Source organism: Streptomyces sp. SudanB52_2052, assembly GCF_964272415.1.
GTDB classification, from domain to species: Bacteria; Actinomycetota; Actinomycetes; order Streptomycetales; family Streptomycetaceae; genus Streptomyces; species Streptomyces olindensis.
Genome location: NZ_OZ186796.1, coordinates 6,828,672 through 6,846,564, shown reverse-complemented (window position 1 = coordinate 6,846,564; position 17,893 = coordinate 6,828,672). Strand labels below are relative to the sequence as shown.

The 17,893-nt window shown below is 70.3% G+C and carries 15 protein-coding genes and 1 tRNA gene; 11 read left to right on the top strand and 5 right to left on the bottom strand.

From position 1 onward, the window contains the following. Nucleotides 1–10: 10 nt before the first annotated feature. Together ACSUPV_RS30615 and ACSUPV_RS30610 are read right to left on the bottom strand one after the other, a co-directional pair. A complete protein-coding gene (locus tag ACSUPV_RS30615) occupies nt 11–145 on the bottom strand; it encodes an SPW_0924 family protein (protein ID WP_106975450.1) in 135 nt (44 codons plus the stop codon). A 138-nt stretch (nt 146–283) separates the two neighbouring features. Continuing rightward, on the bottom strand, nt 284–2,023 hold the full coding sequence (locus ACSUPV_RS30610) for a lytic murein transglycosylase (RefSeq protein ID WP_436948948.1): 1,740 nt from the start codon (nt 2,021–2,023) through the stop codon (nt 284–286). Between the two features lie 327 nt (nt 2,024–2,350). Between ACSUPV_RS30610 and ACSUPV_RS30605 the strand changes: the two genes are divergently transcribed. Further along, the gene (locus tag ACSUPV_RS30605) at nt 2,351–3,208 is read left to right on the top strand and encodes a DUF4184 family protein (RefSeq protein WP_037757111.1); all 858 of its coding nucleotides are present in this window, start codon (nt 2,351–2,353) and stop codon (nt 3,206–3,208) included. Here the strand turns inward: ACSUPV_RS30605 and ACSUPV_RS30600 are convergent. Beyond that, nucleotides 3,126–3,704, bottom strand: coding sequence for a hypothetical protein (locus ACSUPV_RS30600; protein WP_359791015.1), 579 nt, complete (start codon nt 3,702–3,704; stop codon nt 3,126–3,128). The genes ACSUPV_RS30605 and ACSUPV_RS30600 overlap by 83 nt on opposite strands. Before the next feature lie 169 nt (nt 3,705–3,873). After that, nucleotides 3,874–6,600, bottom strand: a complete 2,727-nt coding sequence (polA, locus tag ACSUPV_RS30595; protein WP_436948947.1) for a DNA polymerase I — start codon at nt 6,598–6,600, stop codon at nt 3,874–3,876. A gap of 169 nt (nt 6,601–6,769) precedes the next feature. On the opposite strand from polA, the gene ACSUPV_RS30590 reads away from it, so the two are divergent. From ACSUPV_RS30590 to ACSUPV_RS30550, 9 genes are all read left to right on the top strand, one after another. Further along, nucleotides 6,770–9,049, top strand: coding sequence for an FdhF/YdeP family oxidoreductase (locus ACSUPV_RS30590; RefSeq protein WP_436948946.1), 2,280 nt, complete (start codon nt 6,770–6,772; stop codon nt 9,047–9,049). Nucleotides 9,050–9,103: 54 nt separating this feature from the next. After that, the gene (locus ACSUPV_RS30585) at nt 9,104–9,592 is read left to right on the top strand and encodes a PaaI family thioesterase (protein WP_037757114.1); all 489 of its coding nucleotides are present in this window, start codon (nt 9,104–9,106) and stop codon (nt 9,590–9,592) included. Between the two features lie 119 nt (nt 9,593–9,711). After that, nucleotides 9,712–10,335: a trypsin-like serine protease gene (locus ACSUPV_RS30580; RefSeq protein WP_436948945.1), complete on the top strand. Its 624-nt coding sequence runs from the start codon at nt 9,712–9,714 to the stop codon at nt 10,333–10,335. After that, a complete protein-coding gene (locus ACSUPV_RS30575) occupies nt 10,332–10,583 on the top strand; it encodes a hypothetical protein (protein WP_436948944.1) in 252 nt (83 codons plus the stop codon). The genes ACSUPV_RS30580 and ACSUPV_RS30575 overlap by 4 nt, the downstream gene beginning before the upstream one ends. A 610-nt stretch (nt 10,584–11,193) precedes the next feature. Next, nucleotides 11,194–12,423: a branched-chain amino acid ABC transporter substrate-binding protein gene (locus ACSUPV_RS30570; protein WP_031115645.1), complete on the top strand. Its 1,230-nt coding sequence runs from the start codon at nt 11,194–11,196 to the stop codon at nt 12,421–12,423. A gap of 137 nt (nt 12,424–12,560) precedes the next feature. Next, nucleotides 12,561–13,490, top strand: coding sequence for a branched-chain amino acid ABC transporter permease (locus ACSUPV_RS30565; RefSeq protein ID WP_031115646.1), 930 nt, complete (start codon nt 12,561–12,563; stop codon nt 13,488–13,490). Between the two features lie 4 nt (nt 13,491–13,494). After that, nucleotides 13,495–15,306, top strand: coding sequence for a branched-chain amino acid ABC transporter permease (locus tag ACSUPV_RS30560; RefSeq protein WP_037757115.1), 1,812 nt, complete (start codon nt 13,495–13,497; stop codon nt 15,304–15,306). 5 nt (nt 15,307–15,311) lie between these two features. Beyond that, a complete protein-coding gene (locus ACSUPV_RS30555) occupies nt 15,312–16,175 on the top strand; it encodes an ABC transporter ATP-binding protein (protein WP_037757116.1) in 864 nt (287 codons plus the stop codon). Further along, nucleotides 16,172–16,888, top strand: coding sequence for an ABC transporter ATP-binding protein (locus tag ACSUPV_RS30550; RefSeq protein ID WP_037757117.1), 717 nt, complete (start codon nt 16,172–16,174; stop codon nt 16,886–16,888). Before ACSUPV_RS30555 ends, ACSUPV_RS30550 begins: the two co-directional genes overlap by 4 nt. Nucleotides 16,889–16,959: 71 nt before the next feature. Here the strand turns inward: ACSUPV_RS30550 and ACSUPV_RS30545 are convergent, their stop codons facing one another. Then, on the bottom strand, nt 16,960–17,616 hold the full coding sequence (locus tag ACSUPV_RS30545; RefSeq protein ID WP_031115650.1) for an ANTAR domain-containing response regulator: 657 nt from the start codon (nt 17,614–17,616) through the stop codon (nt 16,960–16,962). A gap of 103 nt (nt 17,617–17,719) precedes the next feature. Here ACSUPV_RS30545 and ACSUPV_RS30540 point away from each other — a divergent pair. Continuing rightward, a tRNA-Leu gene (locus ACSUPV_RS30540) sits at nt 17,720–17,794 on the top strand. The last annotated feature ends 99 nt before the right edge of the window (nt 17,795–17,893 follow it).

Below are 17,893 nucleotides of genomic sequence, written 5' to 3'. Positions count from 1 at the left end.
GGGCGGGCGGTCAGGGGTGTGCGGGCACCGTCGTCAGCAGCGGCTTCGGGGATGTCCCGCCCGAGGGCGTGCCGAGGGCGGTCAGCGTCAGGACCACGGCGAACGCGACGGCGAGACCGGTGGCGGCGGCGACGAGTGCGCGCATACGGGGCCTCCCCACGGTTGAGCTGATACACCGTCAGGTTTCTCGGCACCGTAGCAACGGGCGGCGGAGATGAGAACACGTTGCACACACAACGACGCCCCTCTTCAACAGAGGGGCGTCGTATGTCCTACCTGAGAACTACGCGCTCGGGCTCGCCGACGGGCTCGGCGAGGACGTCTCGGCGGCCGCCACGGTCAGTTCGACGGTGAGGGTCGCGCCGCCCGCGGTGCTGATGCGGAGCAGGAACGTGCCGGTGGTGTCGTCCGCGTAGAGCTTCGGCAGCTTCAGCAGGCCGTTGCCGTCCGTCTTCAGGCCCGACAGGGTGCGCACGGTCTTGCCGTCGGCGTCCTTGAAGTAGGGGCCCTTGTCGTTGGCGGTCGGGTCGTCCGCCGACTTGATGAGCGTGGCGGTGGCCGCGACGCCGTCCGCCACGGCGCCCTTGTAGGTGGCCTTCACCTCGACCTGGTTGGCGAACTCGCCGCCGGGGGTGCAGGTCAGCGCTGCGTCGCCGGTGCGGGCGAGGGTGTCGGCGGCGCGTTCGGTGACGGTGGCCGTGTAGTCGAGGCCGGGAACGGTACGGGCCACGACGGTGGCCCGGACGGTGACGCCGCCCGTCTTCTCGCCCGCGCGCAGGGCGGGGGCGACGGCCACGCCGGAGCTGTTGGTGGCGACCGTGGCCACGCTCTCGCCGCCGGTGAAGGTGGTGTCCGTGTCGCCGAGGATGGTGAAGCGGATGCGGACCTTGGCGACGGCCTTGCCGGCCTTCGTCTCGGCACGGGTGCTGATGCGCTGGGCGAACGTGTCGCCGGCCATGGCGGTGAGCTTCGCCGTTCCGGCGTCCTCCAGGTGGTGCACCGTGTCGGTGGGGGTGGGGGTGGGCGTGGGGGACGTCGAGGGCGGCGCGCTCGGAGTACCGGGCGAGGTGGGCGGCGGCTTCGGGGTGGTCGTGCCGCCGCCGGGCTTCTCGGGCCGCGGGCTGGGCTTCGGTTCGGAGGCGCCGGAGGACGGCGTGCCCGGGGCGGAGGGACTCGGGCGCGCGCCGGCGCCGTCGTCGCTGCGGTTGTCCGGCAGCGTGCCCGTGCCGTCCGGGACCTCGTGCGTGCCCTTGCGGTAGTACTCCAGCCACCTCATGACGAGGTTCAGGTACTCGCGCGAGTTGTTGTAGCTGAGGATCGCGCGGTCGAGGTCGTCCTGGTCGGACAGGTCCCAGTTGTTGCGGCAGAGGTAGTGGCCGGCGGCGAGGGCGGCGTCGTAGATGTTGTTGGGGTCCTTCTTGCCGTCGGCGTTGCCGTCGCGGCCCGCCCACGCCCAGGTGGACGGGATGAACTGCATGGGGCCGACGGCCTGGTCGTACGTGCTGTTGCCGTCGTACGCGCCGTTGTCGGTGTCCCTGATGAGGGCGAAGCCGTTGCCGTCGAGCTGCGGGCCGAGGATCTTCCCGATCGTGGTGCCCTCGGCGTCGACCCGGCCTCCGCGGGCCTGGCCCGACTCCACCCGGCCGATGGCGGCGAGGAGTTGCCAGGGCAGGTTGCAACCGGGCTTGGACTCGCGCAGCGAGGCCTCGGCCTTCTTGTACGCGTCGAGGACGGTCGCGGGGATGCCCGCCTCGGTCTCGCCCTGGCCGCCCGGGGCCGGCCCGGCGGACGGGGAGGGGTTGGGGCTCTTGAGCGGCGGCAGGTCCGTGTAGTACGGCGAGTTGCCGGTGGCGCTGCCGTCGGAGGCGCCGGCTTCGGGCGAGGGGCCGGCGTCCGCGGCAGTCTGTCTGCCGTGGTCGTTCACGCCCGGAGCCTGGGAGGCGGACAGGGCCGCGACCGCTACCGCGGCCACGGCGGTGGTTGCCGCCCCTTTGCGCAGCCTCCTGCCGAATTGCGCCGCCATAGAGTGAACCCCTCCCGTGGACGCCCGAGCGCCCGTCTCTGTCTCTCGCGCTCCGTGTGGTGCGTTCGCGTACTGCTGTTGCGTTCGCTCAGTTTCGCTTTGTTGTGACGATCGACCGGCCCGAGTGGTTGCCCTCCGGCGGCCTGTCTCCTGCCCCCGGGACGGTGACCCTGGCGACCCTACGACAACTTCCTTTGCTCGGGCACCCGTTCGTGCCCGTTTTTCACCAGTTGGTCATGCGGAGAGCGCGACGGACTGCCCGTGTGCGGCATCCCGCATACTGGGGCCTTCCGAACTGCCTGGTAACGACCGTCGTGAGGAGCCGAGTTGCCGTTCACGCTGAGCCACGCGGCGGCCGTACTGCCCGCCGTGCGCACCGACGGGAGCGGCCGGGGCCGACTGGTGCCCGCCGCGCTCGTGGCGGGTTCCTTCGCGCCCGACATGACCTACTACGCGGCGAGTGTGCTGTCCGGGGCGATGGAGTTCGGTGACGTCACGCACTCGTTGCCGGGCGTCTTCACGGTCGATGTGCTGGTCGCCTGGGCGCTCGTGGGGCTGTGGCTGCTGGTGCGCGAGCCGCTGGTGGCGCTGCTGCCGCGGGGCCGGCAGGGGCGGGTGGCCGCCCTGGTGCGGTGCGGGGCGCCACGCGCGCGCGTGCGGCCGTCGCTGGTGGTGTGGTGGTACGTGTCCGCGGTGCTGGGCGCGCTGACGCACGTCGTGTGGGACGCGTTCACGCATCTCGACCGGTGGGGAATGCGGCTGTTTCCCGTACTGGGCCGGGAGGTGGCGGGCTCGCCGCTGTACTGGTATCTGCAGTACGGGGGTTCGGCGGTGGCGGCGGTCGTGATCGCGGTGTTCGTGGCGCGCGCGGTGCGGCGGATGCCCGGGGGCGAACCGGTGGGTGTTCCGGTGCTGTCGGTGCGGGACCGGTGGGGGGCCGCTGCCGTGATCGGCGGTTTCGCGTTCGTGGGTGCGGTGCAGCGGGCGTCGCGGTGGTGGGCCTACTGGGGCTCGGCCGCGAAACCGTGGGAGATCATTCCGACGGTGTGCTTCGGCGCGGGTGCGGGGCTCGTCCCGGCGCTGCTGCTGTACGCGGTCGGGGTCAGGGTGTGGCGTCCGGTTCCGGCCCCCGGCGGTTCCGGCCGCGTCGGCGAGACGGAGCCGAGCAGTCCGGCCGCTCGCTGAGGAAGCCGTCGGTCGTCGCGAGGAACACGGTGATGGTGGTGTGCGCCGGGCGGGGCCGCGGGAGCAGCGCGAGAACGAGGGTCAGGTAGCCGCGGGCCAGCTCGGCCCAGGGGTGGGGTGTCCGGCCGGGTGCGGCGGGGGTGCCGGGGCGTGGGGCGGCGGGGGTGCGGCCGGTGAGGCCGGGCGTGGCGGACGGGTCGATGCCGGGCCGCAAGGCGGCGGTGCCGGTGGGACCCGTGCCGAAGGGCCCCGCAGCGGCTCCGGTGGGACCCGCGCCGAAGGGCCCCGCAGCCGTGCCGGTGGGTCCGGTCGGCCGCCATCCCTGGGTCAGGTGTTGCCGGAGGCCCGCCGTCGCCTGGTGCAGGGCCGCCGCGAGGCCGGTGGGGACGCGGACGGTGCTTGCGGTTGCCGCGAACACCGGAACCGACGTGATCGGCGCGGCCGGCGCGAGTCCCACGCCTGGCGCCGAGCGGCTGAGGAGCGTGCGTATGCCCATGCCCGCATCCTTACGACCGGCGGGGGGTGGGGCGCCTTCTCGAGGGCCACGTGGGTGATGCACGCCCGCCCCTGCCCACCCGCAACACCGCCCCCTGCCCCATGCGAGGCCCCATGCCCTGCGGTCCCCGGGCAGGGAACCCCCTGCCCGGTCCGGCCGGCGCGGCGGCCTAGTGGGCCGCCGACTCCCAGTCGGGTCCCGCGCCCACCGAGACGCCCAGCGGGACGCGGAGGTGCACGGCGTTCGCCATCTCGCGGCGGACGAGTTCCTCGGCGGTCTCCCGCTCTCCGGGGGCGATCTCCAGCACGATTTCGTCGTGGACCTGGAGGAGCATGCGGGAGGACAGGCCCGCCGCCCGCAGGGCGTCGTCCACCTTGAGCATGGCGATCTTCACGATGTCGGCGGCCGTGCCCTGGATGGGCGCGTTGAGGGCCATCCGCTCGGCGGCCTCCCGGCGCTGCCGGTTGTCGCTGTTGAGGTCGGGCAGGTAGCGGCGGCGGCCGAAGAGCGTCGCCGTGTAGCCCGTGGCCCGGGCCTCGTCGACCGCCCGGCGCAGATAGTCGCGTACGCCGCCGAACCGCTCGAAGTACGCGTCCATCAGGGCGCGGGCCTCCGCCGCCTCGATGTTCAGCTGCTGGGAGAGGCCGAAGGCGGACAGTCCGTAGGCCAGGCCGTACGACATGGCCTTGATCTTGCGGCGCATCTCGGCGTCCACCGCGGTCGGCTCGACCGCGAAGACCTGGGAGGCGGCGGTGGTGTGCAGGTCCTCGCCGGAGGTGAACGCCTCGATCAGGCCCTCGTCCTCGGAGAGGTGGGCCATGACGCGCAGCTCGATCTGGCTGTAGTCGGCCGTCATGAGGGACTCGAAGCCCTCGCCGACCACGAAGCCGCGGCGGATCGCGCGGCCCTCGTCCGTGCGGACCGGGATGTTCTGCAGGTTCGGGTCGGTGGAGGAGAGGCGGCCGGTGGCGGCGACCGTCTGGTTGAACGTGGTGTGGATCCGGCCGTCCGCGGCGATCGTCTTGATCAGGCCCTCGACGGTGACGCGGAGCTTGGCCTGCTCGCGGTGGCGGAGCATGATCACCGGAAGCTCGTTGTCCGTCTGCGTGGCGAGCCAGGCCAGCGCGTCGGCATCCGTGGTGTAGCCGGTCTTGGTCCGCTTGGTCTTGGGCAGGGCCAGCTCGCCGAAGAGGACCTCCTGGAGCTGCTTGGGCGAGCCGAGGTTGAACTCGTGCCCGGCTGCCGCGTGGGCCTCCTTCACCGCCTGCTGGACGGCGCCGGCGAACATCTGCTCCATGGCCTCCAGGTGGGGCCGGTCGGCCGCGATGCCGTGCCGCTCCATGCGGGCGAGCAGCGCGGACGTGGGCAGCTCCATGTCACGCAGCAGATCGGCGGCGCCGACCTCCTCCAGGCGGCCCTCGAAGGCCTCGCCCAGGTCGAGGACGGCGCGGGCCTGGATCATCAGGGCCTCGGCCTCGGCGCCCTCGTCCGCGCCGAAGGCGAGCTGGCCGTCGGCCGCGGCGGCGGGGGCCAGCTCGCGGTGCAGGTACTCCAGGGAGAGCGCGTCCAGGTCGAAGGAGCGGCGGCCCGGCTTGACCAGGTAGGCGGCGAGCGCGGTGTCCATGGTGACGCCCTCGACGCTCCAGCCGTGCTCGGCGAAGACGCGCATGGCGCCCTTGGCGTTGTGGAAGACCTTGGGCCGGGCGGCGTCGGCGAGCCAGGCCGCGAACGCCGTCTCGTCGGCCTCGTCCAACTGGGAGGGATCGAACCAGGCGGCTGCCCCTCCGGGCGCGGCGAGGGCGACCTCGGCGACGGAGCCGGTGCCGAGCGCCCACGTGTCGACCGTGGCGACGCCGAGGGGCCCGGTGGCGTACTCGGTGAGCCAGGCGGTCAGCTCGCCGGTGGAGAGCACCGTGCCGTCCAGCTCCACGCCTTCGGCGCTGATCGGGGTGGTCTCGGCCTCCTCCGCGCCGGGGTCGACGGCGAAGAGCCGCTCGCGCAGGGAGGGGTTGCGGATCTCCAGGGTGTCCAGGACCATCGCGACGGCCTTGCGGTCGTACGGGGTCCGCTCCAGTTCGGTGACGCCCTTGGGGAGCTCGACGCGGCGCTCCAGCTCGGTGAGGCGGCGGTTGAGCTTGACCGCTTCCAGGTGGTCGCGGAGGTTCTGTCCGGCCTTGCCCTTGACCTCGTCGACGCGCTCGACGAGCTCGGCGAAGGAACCGAACTGGTTGATCCACTTCGCGGCGGTCTTCTCGCCGACGCCGGGGATGCCGGGGAGGTTGTCGGAGGGGTCGCCGCGCAGGGCCGCGAAGTCGGGGTACTGCGCGGGCGTCAACCCGTACTTCTCGAATACCTTCTCCGGGGTGAAGCGGGTCAGCTCGGAGACGCCCTTGGTCGGGTACAGCACCGTGGTGTGCTCGCTGACCAGCTGGAACGAGTCCCGGTCGCCGGTGACGATCAGCACCTCGAAGCCCTCGGCCTCGGCCTGCGTGGCGAGCGTGGCGATGACGTCGTCCGCCTCGAAGCCGTCCACCGCGAAGCGGGCGGCGCCCATCGCGTCGAGGAGCTCGCAGATCAGCTCGACCTGGCCCTTGAACTCGTCGGGGGTCTTGGAGCGGTTCGCCTTGTACTCCGTGAACTCCTGGGAGCGCCAGGTCTTGCGGGAGACGTCGAAGGCGACCGCGAAGTGCGTGGGCGCCTCGTCGCGCAGCGTGTTGGCCAGCATCGACGCGAAGCCGTAGATCGCGTTCGTCGGCTGGCCCGTCGCGGTGGTGAAGTTCTCCGCGGGCAGCGCGAAGAACGCGCGGTAGGCCAGCGAGTGCCCGTCCATGAGCATCAGTCGCGGACGGCTGCCGCCGGAGGTCGTGTCGGTCGTCTTCGATGCTGTCTCTGCCACGCCCCCGATCCTGCCACGCCCCACTGACACTCGGCCCCGACCCCGTCCGCGCGCACACCGGGGCGGGCCGCCGCCCGGCACGGACCGCCCGGCCCGCCCTCACCCGATGTCACCACCGCGTGCGAGGATCGGAGACGTACCTCACAGTGCAGGGGAAGGGGAGCGTGCGATGGCGTCGAAACCGCCCAAGAGTGATCCGGTCCAGGACGCGCCGCAGGTCGCCGGGCCGAAGCACGCGGCAGCGGGTCTCCCCGCGATCGGGCACACGCTGCGCGTCGCCCAGCGGCAGATGGGCGTGAAGCGCACCGCGCTGACGCTGCTGAGCGTGAACCAGAAGGACGGCTTCGACTGCCCGGGCTGCGCCTGGCCGGAGCCGGAGCACCGGCACAAGGCGGAGTTCTGCGAGAACGGCGCGAAGGCCGTCGCCGAGGAGGCCACCCTGCGCCGGGTGACGCCCGAGTTCTTCGCGGCGCACCCGGTCGCCGACCTCGCCGGCCGCAGTGGCTACTGGCTGGGCCAGCAGGGCCGCCTCACCCACCCCGTGTACCTGCCGGAGGGGGGCACGCACTACGAGCCGGTCACCTGGGAGCGCGCCTTCGACATCATCGCGGAGGAGATCACCGCGCTCGGCTCCCCGGACGAGGCCGTCTTCTACACCTCGGGCCGCACCAGCAACGAGGCCGCGTTCCTCTACCAGCTCTTCGCCCGCGAGCTCGGCACGAACAACCTCCCCGACTGCTCGAACATGTGCCACGAGTCGTCCGGCTCGGCCCTGTCGGAGACGATCGGCATCGGCAAGGGCAGCGTCCTGCTGGAGGACCTGTACAAGGCGGACCTGATCATCGTCGCCGGCCAGAACCCGGGGACGAACCACCCGCGCATGCTCTCCGCCCTGGAGAAGGCCAAGGACAACGGGGCGCGGATCATCAGCGTCAACCCGCTGCCCGAGGCGGGCCTGGAGCGCTTCAAGAACCCGCAGACCCCGCAGGGCATGCTCAGGGGCGCGGCGCTCACGGACCTGTTCCTGCAGATCCGCATCGGCGGCGACCAGGCGCTCTTCCGCCTCCTCAACAAGCTGATCCTGGAGCGGGAGGGCGCGGTCGACGAGGCGTTCGTGCGGGAGCACACGCACGGCTTCGAGGAGTTCGCCGAGGCCGCCCGCGCCGCCGACTGGGACGAGACGCTGAAGGCGACCGGTCTGACCCAGGAGGACATCGAGAAGGCCCTGCGCATGGTCCTGGCCTCCGAGCGGACCGTCGTCTGCTGGGCGATGGGTCTCACCCAGCACAAGCACTCCGTGCCCACGATCAGGGAAGTGGTCAACTTCCTCCTCCTGCGCGGCAACATCGGCCGCCCGGGCGCGGGCGTGTGCCCGGTGCGCGGGCATTCGAACGTGCAGGGCGACCGCACGATGGGCATCTTCGAGCGCCCCGCCCCGGCGTTCCTGGACGCCCTGGAGAAGGAGTTCGGCTTCGCGCCGCCCCGGGAGCACGGCTACGACGTCGTCCGGGCAATCCGCGCCCTGCGCGACGGCGAGGCGAAGGTGTTCTTCGCCATGGGCGGCAACTTCGTCTCGGCCTCCCCCGACACGGAGGTCACGGAGGCGGCCATGCGGCGGGCCCGCCTGACCGTGCACGTGTCGACGAAGCTGAACCGCTCGCACGCGGTCACCGGCGCGCGTGCCCTGATCCTGCCGACGCTCGGCCGCACCGAGCGCGATCTGCAGGGCAGCGGCGAGCAGTTCGTCACGGTCGAGGACTCCATGGGCATGGTGCACGCCTCCCGGGGCCGCCTGGAGCCCGCGAGCGCGCACCTGCTGTCGGAGCCGGCCATCGTGTGCCGCCTGGCCCGCCGCGTGCTGGGCGAGAACAGCCGTACGCCGTGGGAGGAGTTCGAGAAGGACTACGCGACGATCCGGGACCGCATCGCGCGCGTGATCCCCGGTTTCGAGGACTTCAACGCGCGCGTGGCCCGCCCCGGCGGCTTCACGCTCCCCCACGCCCCGCGCGACGAGCGCCGCTTCCCGACGGCGACCGGCAAGGCCAACTTCACCGCCGCCCCGGTGGAGTACCCGGAGCTGCCCGAGGGCCGCCTGCTGCTGCAGACGCTGCGCTCGCACGACCAGTACAACACCACGATCTACGGCCTGGACGACCGCTACCGCGGCATCCGGGGCGGCCGCCGGGTGGTGCTGGTCAACCCCGAGGACGCGCGGGCCCTGGAGCTGGCGGACGGCGCTTACGTCGACCTGGTCAGCGAGTGGAAGGACGGCGTGGAGCGCAGGGCGCCCGGTTTCCGGGTCGTGCACTACCCGACGGCCCGGGGCTGTGCCGCCGCGTACTACCCGGAGACCAACGTGCTGGTGCCGCTGGATGCCACCGCGGACACCAGTAACACCCCGGCCAGCAAGTCCGTCGTGGTGCGTCTGGAACAATCGGCGGCCGACTGAGCGTTTGCTCAGTCGCCAGCGGTCGAGTGACGAGGACGAACGGAGCCGGGCCCCATGGGTGAGCAGCAGCATGTGAAGTTCCCGCAAGAGGTCATCGACGAGTACGCCTCGCTCGGGGTGGACCTCCCGGCCCTGTTCTCCGCGGGCCACCTCGGGACCCGGATGGGCGTCCAGATCAGCGAGGCGTCGGCGGACCGGGTCGTCGGGACGATGCCGGTGGAGGGCAACACCCAGCCCTACGGACTGCTGCACGGCGGGGCCTCCGCGGTGCTCGCCGAGACACTGGGCTCGGTCGGCTCGATGCTGCACGGCGGCAGCTCCAAGATCGCCGTGGGGGTCGACCTGAACTGCACCCACCACCGCGGGGTGCGCTCCGGCCTGGTCACCGGTGTGGCCACCCCCGTGCACCAGGGGCGCTCCACCGCCACGTACGAAATCGTCATAACGGACGAAAACGGAAAAAGGGTGTGCACTGCCCGGCTGACCTGCCTGCTGCGGGACGTGAAGCCGGGCGACGAGGAGTTCATCCGCGCCGCGAGCTGACCCGACGTAGGGAAAACCCTGGAGGGGCGGGCGCGCTCTTGTCGCGGCCGCCCCGTCGCGCTTCACTGACGCTCCACCCCCACAGGAGAAGACCCGTCCCACCCCCAGAAGGGTTTCTCTTGACCTCCGTACGTGCCCTCGCCGTCACCGCCGCGGCCGGCGCCGCCGTGCTCGCCACCGCGCTGCCGTCCTCCGCCATCAACTCCTACAACGCCACCCCCGCCCCCGAACGCACCGAGGTCGGCGCACTCGTGGCCACCTGGGACAACGACGGCGACCCCGCGACCCCCGACCGGGTCGACTGGGTCTGCTCCGGCACCATGATCGACGCGGACACCTTCCTGACCGCCGCGCACTGCACCACCGACTGGCCCGACAACGTGCGGTTCTACGTGTCCCTCGACCAGGACGTGCAGTCCGGCCTCGACGCGGCGGCGAAGAAGTACCCGGGCGACCCCGCCGCACAGGCCGCCGCGGTCGCCGTCCAGGGCACCGCCCACTCGCACCCCGACTACCCGGGCCCCGCCTCCGACACCCACGACATCGCCGTGGTCCAGCTGCCCGCCGCCCAGGTCAAGGCCCGCTGGAGCTTCACCCCGGCCACCCTGCCCACGGCCGACCAGCTCGGCAGACTCGGCCCGCGCGGGCTGAACAGCACCGACTGGGTCGTCGCCGGCTACGGCACCCAGGAGGCCGTCAACGGCCCGGCGGCCAGACCCACCCCGGCGGCGGCGTCCGCATGAAGGCACCCGTCACCTTCGACGCCCTCAACGACTCCTGGGCCCGACTGGCGATGACCGCGCCGCAGGGCAACGGAGGCGCCTGCTACGGCGACTCGGGCGGCCCCAACTTCGCCATGATCGGCGGCAAGCGCATCCTCGCCGCCACCACCATCACCGGCGACACCCCCTGCTACGCGACCAACGTGACGTACCGCCTGGACACCCCCGGCGCCCGCGCCTTCCTGTCGCCGTTCACGCGCCTGCCCTAGGGGGCCTCCGCACCGACGCACACCGACCGCCCCGCCGCACCCGGCACCACCCCCGGGAGCGGCGGGGCGCCGGCCTGTAGGAACCCAGCAAGTCAGCTGCGCAAAAACAGAGTTACGCCTTCACCGGCCGCGCCGATCCCGTCGAACTCACCCGCCCGGGGAAATCCGGGATTCCGGCACCCCGGAACACCCCCCGACGCGCCACCCTTCCTTTCTCTCCGTAACGCTCCGTAACACACGCGCAATACAACGCAACACTTCCATCCCCGGCCGCGCCCACCCCCGGAACCTTTCCGATCCCGTCCGCGCCGCCCGCGCCCCGGCAACCGCATGATCTCAGCCACTGCCAACCGGAAGTGCGCGTTCTCAGAATGCGGACTGCGGCGAAAATCCACCAAACCCGCCGAGAGCGGCCGCCGCCGAGATCAGACATCCACCCCGTCATAACAAGAAAGTCACAAGCCAGCCCACGCCGCTGACCCTGCCCTTACCCCGGGCTTAGAGTCACGGCCAGTCACCGCTCCATCGGGAGTTCGGTACCAGCGCGGCACTCACCCCCCGACCAGGGCGGGGCCTGCCTGTGAAAGGACTGATTGTGCGACAGCGTTCCTTGGTGATTCTTACCTCCGTTCTCACGACCGGAGCTCTGACTCTCACCGCCTGCGGCTCCCGAGACGACAGCGGTGACAAGAGCGGAGACAGCGGGAGCAGCACGACGCTGACCATCGGCGTCGACGCCCCCCTCTCCGGTGAGAACTCCACCACCGGCCTCGGCATCCAGTACGGCGCTCAGATAGCCATCGACGACGCCAACAAGAACAACTGGGTCCCGGGCGTGAAATTCAAGCTCAAGGCCCTCGACGACAAGGCGCAGCCCGCCACCGGCCAGTCCAACGCGACCAGCCTCGTCGGCGACAAGACCGTCGTCGGAGCCGTCGGCCCGCTGAACTCCGGCGTCGCCCAGACGATGCAGCAGGTCTTCGCCTCGGCCAACATGGTCCAGATCTCCCCCGCGAACACCGCGCCCGAGCTGACCCAGGGCAAGAACTGGCAGACGGACAAGAAGCGCCCGTTCAAGACGTACTTCCGCACCGCCACCACCGACGAACTGCAGGGCAGCTTCGCGGCCGGCTACGCCTACAACGGCCTCAAGAAGAAGAAGGCCTTCGTCGTCGACGACAAGCAGACCTACGGCGCCGGCCTCGCCAAGATCTTCAACGAGCAGTTCAAGAAGCTCGGCGGCCAGGTCGTCGCGACCGACCACGTCAACACCGGCGACAAGGACTTCGGCTCCCTCGTCACCAAGATCAAGAACTCCGGTGCCGACCTGCTCTACTACGGCGGCCAGTACGACGAGTCCGCACTGATCACCAAGCAGCTCAAGGACGCCGGCGTCAAGATCCCGCTGTTCGGCGGCGACGGCATGTTCGCCTCCACCTACATCGAGGCCGCCGGCAAGTCCTCCGAGGGCGACCTCGTGACCGCCATCGGTGTCCCCGCCGACACCCTGCCCGCCGCCAAGCAGTTCATCCAGACCTACAAGGACAAGGGCTACAAGGGCGACTACGGCGCCTACGGCGCCTACGCCTACGACGCCGCCACCGCCATCATCAAGGCCGTCAAGGCCGCGGCCGACGCCAACGGCGGCAAGGTGCCCTCCGACATCAACGACCTGCGCTCCAAGGTCGTCGACGGAGTCCAGAAGTCCGACTTCGAAGGCCTCACCGGCAAGGTGTCCTTCGACGAGTACGGCGACACCACCAACAAGCAGCTGACGGTGTACCAGGTCGAGAAGGGTGCCTGGAAGGCCGTGGAGACCGGCACCGCCGACCTCCAGTAGTCCGGCCCCCCAGTAGCCGCACCACGGGCCGCGCGGAGGACGACCCCGACCGCGCGGCCCGTTTTCACACCCCCACACATCACGCGACCACGCACGCATCCAGTGCACACGACCACCAGCGACATGGAGGCCACGCGGTGAACACCCTGCCGCAGCAGCTGGCCAACGGGCTGCTTCTCGGCTCGATGTACGGGCTGATCGCCATCGGCTACACGATGGTGTACGGCATCGTCCAGCTCATCAACTTCGCGCACGGCGAGATCTTCATGACCGGGGCGTTCGGCGCCCTCACGGTCTACTTCTACATCCTGCCCGACGGCACCTCGATGGCCCTCGCCGTACCGCTGATGCTCCTCGGCGGCGCCCTCGTGGCCATCCTCATCGCCGTCGGAGCGGAACGGTTCGCCTACCGCCCCCTGCGCGGAGCACCACGCCTGGCACCCCTCATCACGGCCATCGGTCTGTCCCTGGCCCTCCAGGAGGTCGTGCGCAACTTCTACCCCGGCGCCGACCGCGCCCGCGCCTTCCCCGGCCTCGACGCCACCCACGACATCGGCTCCATCACCATCAAGGACGCCGACATCTTCCTCATCCTCGCCGCCGTCGTCTGCATGGCCGCCCTCGCCTTCTTCGTGCGCCGCAGCCGCACCGGCCGCGCCATGCAGGCCACCGCGCAGGACCCCGACACCGCGCAGCTGATGGGCATCGACACCAACCGCATCATCGTCATCGCCTTCGCCATCGGCGGCTTCTTCGCCGCCGTCGCCGCCGTCGCCTACGGACTCAAGTACGGCAACGTCGACTACCGCATGGGCTTCCTGATGGGCCTCAAGGCCTTCACCGCGGCCGTCCTCGGCGGCATCGGCAACATCTACGGCGCCATGCTCGGCGGCGTCGTCCTCGGCATCGCCGAGACCCTCGCCTCCGCCTACATCGACGAGATCCCCGGCATGCAGCAGCTCGGCGGCCAGAGCTGGGCCAACGTGTGGGCCTTCTGCCTCCTCATCCTCGTGCTCCTCTTCAGGCCCCAGGGCCTGCTCGGCGAGCGCGTCGCGGACAGGGCGTGATCACATGACCGAGACGACCAAGACCCCCGCCCCGGACGCCACGCCCACGCCGCCCGCCCTGCGCGGCCTCATACCGCTGCCCGCGGCGGCCGCCCGCGCCCTGCTCCTCGCCGGCGGCATCGCCACCGCGGCCTCCGCCTTCCTCGCCTGGACCTGGACCGCCGAATTCCCCGGCGACCTCACGATCAACGGCTACCCCGGCGGCCTGCAGTGGCTCACCTTCACCGCCGGCGTCCTCACCGCCCTGTTCGCCCTCGCCTCCTACGGCATCCGCGGACTCGGCTGGCTGCTGCCCGCCCGCAACAACGCCCCGCTCGTCCTCACCGCGCTCGGCGGCTTCACCGTCACCTGGTTCACCGTCATCGCCATCAGCGTCGAACTCGGCGGCGTCGTCAACCTCGAACCCGGCGGCTGGATCGCGGCCATCGCCTCCCTCCTGCCCCTCATCGGCGCCTTCGCCCTCCCCCAGGAGCGCACCGGCACCGACGGCATCAAGGAAGCCCTCAAGGCCTACATCGCCAAGCCCGACCGCATCCCCGCCCCCCAGGCCACCGCGCCCTGGGTCCAGCGGGCCGTCATCACCGTCGTGACGATCATCGGCCTGGGCGTCTTCACCTACGGCATCGACACCGAGTACGGCGAACTCTTCGTCGGCTACCTCTTCGTCGTCACCTTCGCCATGTGGGCCCTGCACACCGCCGGCCTCCTCGACCGGTTCTCCGCGCAGGTCGCCGCCAACCGCAGCTTCACCCTCGCCATGGGCTTCGCCGCGGCCATCGCCTTCCCCTTCACCCAGACCGACGACCACTACGCCAACATCGGCGTCAACATCCTCATCTTCGGAACCGTCGCCCTCGGCCTGAACATCGTCGTCGGCCTCGCCGGACTCCTCGACCTCGGATACGTCGCCTTCCTCGGCGTCGGCGCCTACACCGCCGCCCTCGTCTCCGGCTCCGAGTTCTCCACCATCTCCGGCGTCCACTTCCCCTTCTGGGCCTCCGCCCTCACCGGCGCAGCCGCCTCCCTCGTCTTCGGCGTCCTCATCGGCGCCCCCACCCTGCGACTGCGCGGCGACTACCTCGCCATCGTCACCCTCGGCTTCGGAGAGATCTTCCGCATCGCCGTCAACAACATGGACGGCGACTCCGGACCCGACGTCACCAACGGCCCCAACGGCATCTCCAACATCCCCGACCTGAACCTGTTCGGCTTCAACTTCGGCCAGGCCCACGACATCGGCGGATTCACCCTGGGCCGCTTCGCCAACTACTACCTGCTGATGGTCCTCATCATGGCCATCGTCGTCCTCGTCTACACCCGCGCCGCCGACTCCCGCATCGGCCGCTCCTGGATCGCCATCCGCGAGGACGAGACCGCCGCCACCGCCATGGGCATCAACGGCTTCCGCGTCAAGCTCATCGCCTTCGCCCTCGGCGCCGCCCTCGCCGGCCTCGCCGGCACCGTCAGCGCCCACGTCACCTACAGCGTCGTGCCCACCCCGTACCAGTTCGCCGGATCCACCCCGCCCAACTCCGCGTTCCTCCTGGCCGCGGTCGTCCTCGGCGGCATGGGCACCGTCGCCGGACCGCTCCTCGGCGCGGCCCTGCTCTACCTGCTGCCCGAGAAGCTCGTCTTCCTCCAGGACAAGTCGCTCCTCGCCTTCGGCATCGCGCTCATCCTCCTGATGCGCTTCCGCCCCGAAGGCATCATCGCCAACCGCCGCCGCCAACTCGAATTCCACGAGACCGGCCAACTCGACGTACCCAAACAGACCACGCTGACCGACGAACCGGCCGTCACCAAGGCGGGGGCGTAATCACCATGACCACACCTGTACTCGAAGCACGCGACGTCACGATGCGCTTCGGCGGCCTCACCGCCGTACGCTCCGTCGACTTCACGGTCAACGCCGGCGAGATCGTCGGCCTGATCGGCCCCAACGGCGCCGGCAAGACCACCTTCTTCAACTGCCTGACCGGCCTGTACGTCCCCACCGAGGGCACCGTCTCCTACAAGGGCACCGTCCTCCCGCCCAAGCCCCACCTGGTCACCCAGGCCGGCATCGCCCGCACCTTCCAGAACATCCGCCTGTTCGCCAACATGACGGTCCTGGAAAACGTCCTCGTCGGCCGCCACACCCGCACCAAGGAAGGCCTCTGGTCCGCCCTCCTGCGCGGCCCCGGCTTCAAGAAGGCGGAAAAGGCCAGCGAGGAACGGGCCATGGAACTCCTCGAGTTCATCGGCCTCGCCCACAAGCGCGACCACCTCGCCCGCAACCTCCCCTACGGCGAACAGCGCAAGCTGGAAATCGCCCGCGCCCTGGCGAGCGAGCCCGGCCTGCTCCTCCTCGACGAGCCCACCGCCGGCATGAACCCCCAGGAGACCCGCGCCACCGAGGAACTCGTCTTCGCCATCCGCGACAAGGGCATCGCCGTCCTCCTCATCGAGCACGACATGCGCTTCGTCTTCAACCTCTCCGACCGCGTCGCCGTCCTCGTCCAGGGCGAGAAACTCGTCGAAGGCACCTCCGAAGTCGTCCAGGCCGACGAACGCGTCATCGCCGCCTACCTCGGCGAACCCTTCGAAGGCGACCCCGGCGAGGCCGAAGCCGCCGAGGTCGAGGCCGCCGAAGCCGCCGCCGACGCGACCAGCACCACCAGCAGCACCAAGGGAGAAGCCAAGTGACCGCACTCCTCGAGGTCGAGGACCTCCGGGTCTCCTACGGCAAGATCGAAGCCGTCAAGGGCATCTCCTTCAGCGTCGAAGCCGGCCAGGTCGTCACCCTCATCGGCACCAACGGCGCCGGCAAGACCACCACCCTGCGCACCCTGTCCGGCCTGCTCAAGCCGACGTCCGGGAAGATCCTCTTCGACGGCAAGCCCCTCAACGGGGTCCCCGCCCACAAGATCGTCGCCCTCGGACTCGCCCACTCCCCCGAAGGCCGGCACATCTTCCCCCGCCTCACCATCTTCGAAAACCTCCAGCTCGGTGCCTTCCTGCGCAAGGACAAGGACGGCATCGAAAAGGACATCCAGAAGGCGTACGACCTGTTCCCCATCCTCGGAGAACGCCGCAACCAGGCCGCGGGCACCCTCTCCGGCGGTGAGCAGCAGATGCTCGCGATGGGCCGCGCCCTGATGTCCCAGCCCAAGCTGCTCATGCTCGACGAGCCCTCCATGGGCCTCTCCCCGATCATGATGCAGAAGATCATGGCGACGATCTCCGAGCTGAAGTCCCAGGGCACGACGATCCTCCTCGTCGAACAGAACGCCCAGGCGGCACTGTCCCTGGCGGACCAGGGACACGTCATGGAGGTCGGCAACGTCGTCCTGTCCGGGACGGGGCAGGACCTGCTGCACGACGAGTCGGTACGCAAGGCGTACCTCGGCGAGGACTGAGGTCCCTGACGTATACGAAAAAGGGCCCGCCCACCTTCCGCAGGAAAGGTGGGCGGGCCCTTTCGTGCCGCTCAGCCCTTGTTGGCCTTCTTCTCCTCGGCGTCCTGGATGACCGCCTCCGCGACCTGCTGCATCGACATGCGGCGGTCCATCGACGTCTTCTGGATCCACCGGAACGCGGCCGGCTCGGTCAGCCCGTACTCCGTCTGGAGGATCGACTTCGCCCGGTCCACCAGCTTGCGCGTCTCCAGCCGGAGCGTGAGGTCCGCGACCTCCTTCTCCAGCTCCTTCAGCTCCGTGAACCGCGACACGGCCATCTCGATCGCCGGCACGACGTCGGTCTTGCTGAACGGCTTCACGAGGTACGCCATGGCACCGGCGTCCCGGGCGCGCTCCACCAGGTCGCGCTGCGAGAAGGCGGTCAGCATCAACACCGGCGCGATGCTCTCCTCGGCGATCTTCTCCGCCGCGGAGATGCCGTCCAGCTTCGGCATCTTCACGTCCAGGATCACCAGGTCGGGGCGGTGCTCACGGGCCAGCTCCACGGCCTGCTCACCGTCACCGGCCTCACCGACGACGGTGTACCCCTCCTCCTCCAGCATCTCTTTGAGATCGAGCCGGATCAGCGCCTCGTCCTCGGCGATGACGACCCGCGTCGTCATCGGAGGCACGTGCGACTTGTCCTCATCAGGCACGTCAACAGGCTGGGGCGACTCGGGGGCGCTCACGTGGGCTCCTTGGTACGGGGCAGGCCGGTACTGCTCCCAAGAGCGTACCTAGCTGCGGTATGGTGGTCAGGCAGTGGGTCGTGGTCAACCTTCGATTCACTGGGCCCCGGTAGCCCAATTGGCAGCAGGCAATGGATTCAAAACCCATACAGTGTCGGTTCGAGTCCGACCCGGGGCACTTTTCCTTGGTTTCCAAGGTCACCCATTCGAAGCGGATGTCCACATTCTCGTGAACATCCGCTTTTTGCTGCGTGTCGACATGATCACAGTTCCACAG